This is a genomic window from Roseateles sp. P5_B10, from assembly GCF_056400485.1.
Genome location: NZ_JBFULE010000543.1, coordinates 1 through 3,656, shown reverse-complemented (window position 1 = coordinate 3,656; position 3,656 = coordinate 1). Strand labels below are relative to the sequence as shown.

General features: G+C 64.8%; 2 protein-coding genes. Both read right to left on the bottom strand.

The features are described from left to right. Positions 1-1,389: glucoamylase family protein (locus AC1DU6_RS23520; protein WP_477859998.1), on the bottom strand; the 1,389-nt coding region annotated here is incomplete at its 3' end. A 62-nt stretch (positions 1,390-1,451) separates the two neighbouring features. Further along, positions 1,452-3,656 (bottom strand): TonB-dependent receptor domain-containing protein (locus tag AC1DU6_RS23515; protein WP_477859996.1); only part of this gene is annotated, 2,205 nt, incomplete at its 5' end.

The window sequence follows — 3,656 nt, the reverse complement described above, 5'->3', positions numbered from 1 at the left end:
CTTCAAGCCCTTGATGAGGTGGGCGTTCTTGCGCATCGCCTGCCACACCAGCTCGCCGCGATGGTTGCCCATCATCGCGAGCAGCGGGCCCTGGTCGATGCCCAGCATGTCGGTGTCCACCCATCCCTTGCCGGGCTCGATGCGGCCATGCGTGAGGCGCACATCGGGGAAGTTGAAGCTGGGGTTGAAGGCATCCCAGAAACCATAGCGGCCCCAGGTGTGCGGGTAGCGCTCCTTGATGGCCATCAGCGCCGGGATGACGATCTCGGGCGCGAAAGCGATGGAGCCGCCGGCCGCATAGGGCGCCAGCGTGCCGTCGTCATGCAGGCCCATGCCGCGGCCGGCATAGCTGATGAAGCGGCGCTTCACGGTCTTGCCGGCGGTGGTGGTGTACTGCAGCGAGATGTCGGCCGGGCCGTCGCTGGCGCTGACGCCCCAGACCTCGGCGCTGTAGCCCTGCCAGCCCAGCGGGTTGGCCTGGGCATAGGCCTGCTGCACATAGGTGGCGCGGCGCGAGTTCTCGAAATAGTCCAAGCCCTTGTCACGCATGTAGGCGTCGCGGATGCCGCGGAAGTCCACCCAGCAGTGCGTGAACTGGTGGCCGAACAGCGGCGGGAAGCGCAGGAAGGTCTGACCGTAGCTTTCGCCCCAACTCTGCTGGTCGTAGGTGCTGGTCCAGGCGTCCCAGGCCTCGGGCTTGACCGGATGGGTCGGCGAACCGAGTGCCAGCAGATAGACCAGCATCGCCTCGTTGTAGCCCTTCCAGTCGCTGCGGATGAAGCCCTTCTCCGGCGACCAGCCGTGGCTGATGGACGGCGGGCGCACCTGGGCCCAGGCCCAGTCGACGCGGCCATAGAGCTCGTCCGCCAGTTTGCGGATGGCGACCTCGTCGGCATGCTCGCCGTCAAAGAAGCTCTGGGCATGCAGGGCGCCCATCAGCAGCAGAGCCGTATCGACGGTGGAGAGCTCGCAGCGGTCGAAGCGCAGGCCCTCCTTCATGTCGAGGAAGTGATAGAAAAAGCCCTTGYGGCCCGCCACGCCGGTCTTGCCCGGGCCTTGGGGCAGGCCGGCGAAGAAGCGCAGCGTCGTCAACGTACGCTGGGCGGCCTGCGCTCGCGTGATGTAGCCGCGCGCCACGCCGACGGGATAGGCGCTCAGCGCAAAGCCGACGGCCGCGATGCTGGCGAATGAAGGGGTGGGCCAGCGGTCGGGCGCCAGGCCGGTGCGGGCATCGGTCGTCTCCCAGAAGAAGTCGAAGGTGCGCCGCTCGAGGTCGGCGAGGAAGGTGTCGGCGGCTTGCGCCGGCGCCTCGGCCCAGCTGGGCAGGTTGGCGGCCAGGGCGAGGCCGGCGCCGTGGGCCAGGACGGCGCGTCGGGTCAGCAAACTCATGATGGGGGTGATTGTGGGAGCCGGCCGCGCGCTCGGCGCGGCCGGCTCCCGGGGCTTTCAGATCAGAACGAGTAGCTCACGCCCAGCTTGAACTGCCGCATCGAGCCGCGCACGCCGGTGCGGGTGTCGAAGTCGGGGTTGTCGCCACCCAGCGCGTTCTTCGGGGGGGTGGAGGGACCGCCGACCCAGTCGTTGTAGTAGCCCCAGTTGGCTGTGTTGAACAGGTTCAGCACATCGAGCCGGACCTGCAGGTCCCCTCCGTACACCTTGAAGTTCTTGGCCAGCGCCAGGTCCAATTGCTTGAAGGTGTCGGAGCCACGAGCCACGGCCACGCACTGCGGGAAACCATTGTGGCAGTCGGGCACGCGCCGCGGCTGCCCATCGCCTACCGTCAGCTTGCCGGAGAGCTGCATGCCCCAAGGCAGGTTGTCGACCAAGCCGCCCACCACCAGGCGATGCTTCTCGGCGTCCTTGGTGGGATTGAAGCCATACGTGGCCTTGCCATACGTCCAGTCGAAGATGTCGTCCGACCACTGCTCGTTGGTGGTCTTGGCATCGGTGTAGGTGTAGGCCACCGTCATGCTCCACCCACTGGCCTGGGTGTAGGGCTTCTCCAGCGACAGGAAGAGGCTGGTCGCCTTGTTCTGGCCGACGAAGTCGCCTATTACCAGCGCGCCGTAGTTGCGCGGCGCGCCGCCCCACAACGGATCCAGCGAGTTGGTATTGCCGAAGCCGCCATTGGGGTCCCGGTTGCCAAGGAACCAGATGAACTGGTTCTTGGCGTGGATCTTGGAGACGGCGATATCCGCGTTCCATTGCCCCAGGGCCTGGCGCACGCCCAGGCTCATCTGGTCCGCGAAAGGCATCTTGAACTCGTTGCGGATCAGCCAGGTCTCGCCGTTGGGTGCCGCGTTCTTCTGCAATTCATCGATGGCGTTATTGGCCATCTTGCGGTCGTAGCTGCGGCCCCAGCCGCCGTAGACGACCGTGGCCTTGTCGCCCAGCACGTCGAAGGACGCGCCCAGGCGCGGCGCGAAAGCCCCCTTGAAGGGCTTGCGGGAGCTACCGCTGGAGATGTAGTCGGCGATGTTGATGCCTGCCTTGGCCAAGGTCTGAGCGTAGGTCTGGCCGGGAGGCGCAGTGATGCCGTCGACGGTGCGGCCGTCCAGGGCATTCAGCATGGCTACGCGGTCGGCCGGCGTCGCGTAGCTGTTGTTTAGCATGTTGTCCTCATAGTCCCAGCGTGCGCCGAGATTGAGTTCGAGCTGCTTGGTCAGCTTCCAGTCGTCCTGCAGGTAGATGCCGTACTGGTTGTTCCTGAAGCTCGCCGAAGCGCTGGGAATGGCCAGGCGGATGTTGCACTGGTCGCTGGACAGCCCGCTGCTGTTGACGTTGGTGCCCGTGCAGGCCAAGCCGTTGTAGTAGGGCTGGCCGGTCGTCGTGTTCAGCACCGTCTCGATGGTCGGCACACGGTTGGCCGTGCCRCTGAGCTCGTACTTCATTGCCTTGAACTGCACGCCGGTCTTGATGACGTGCCCCCTCAGACCGGTGTAGGTGAAGTCGTCCTTCAGGTAGACGCCACTCTGGCGCCGGTCCTGCGCGTTGGGCGAGCCGCCAGTAAAGAAGATGTCCTGGACGTTGTTGATACGGTCGGTCGGCGAGTACTTGTAGCGGACCTGCGGATCGGTCGAATCCGACTGCGGATTCCATTTGGTGCTCTCCCAGCCGATGCGTGCCTCGTTGAGCCAGCTGTCGGCCGCGTACTCGTGCTTGAGGTCGACGCGGGATTCATCGTTGTTGTTGTTGATGGCAGTGCTCGATGCGAAACGGTCGCCGTCCACCGCATAGCTGGTTTCCTTGCGCAGCGTCATGGAAAGGTCGAGGCGCTGGCGGTCGTCGATCTCGGCGGACAGCTTGCCAAACACCAAATGCTCCTTGAACTGCCCCTTGAAAGCCTCCTGCTGCGCTGCGATGCTGGGAATCAGGCCCGGACTGCCCGGGTACTTTTCCAGGTTCATCGCCGTGAGCTGGCGCGGCTTCTCGATCTGCTTGCCGTCGTAGGCCAGGAAGTAGTGCAGCGCGTCCGGCTTGATGGCGCCGCCGATGCTGAAGCCGCCTTCGATCTGCTTGTAGGAAGGAGGTTCGATCTTGTTGGCCTTGTCACGCTCCTGAATCGGGCTCAATGAGGTCCAGTTGCTGCCGGTGCGATTGACGTAAACGTTTCCATGCGTTTCATTGCCGCCGGATTTCGTGACTGCGGCAATGGC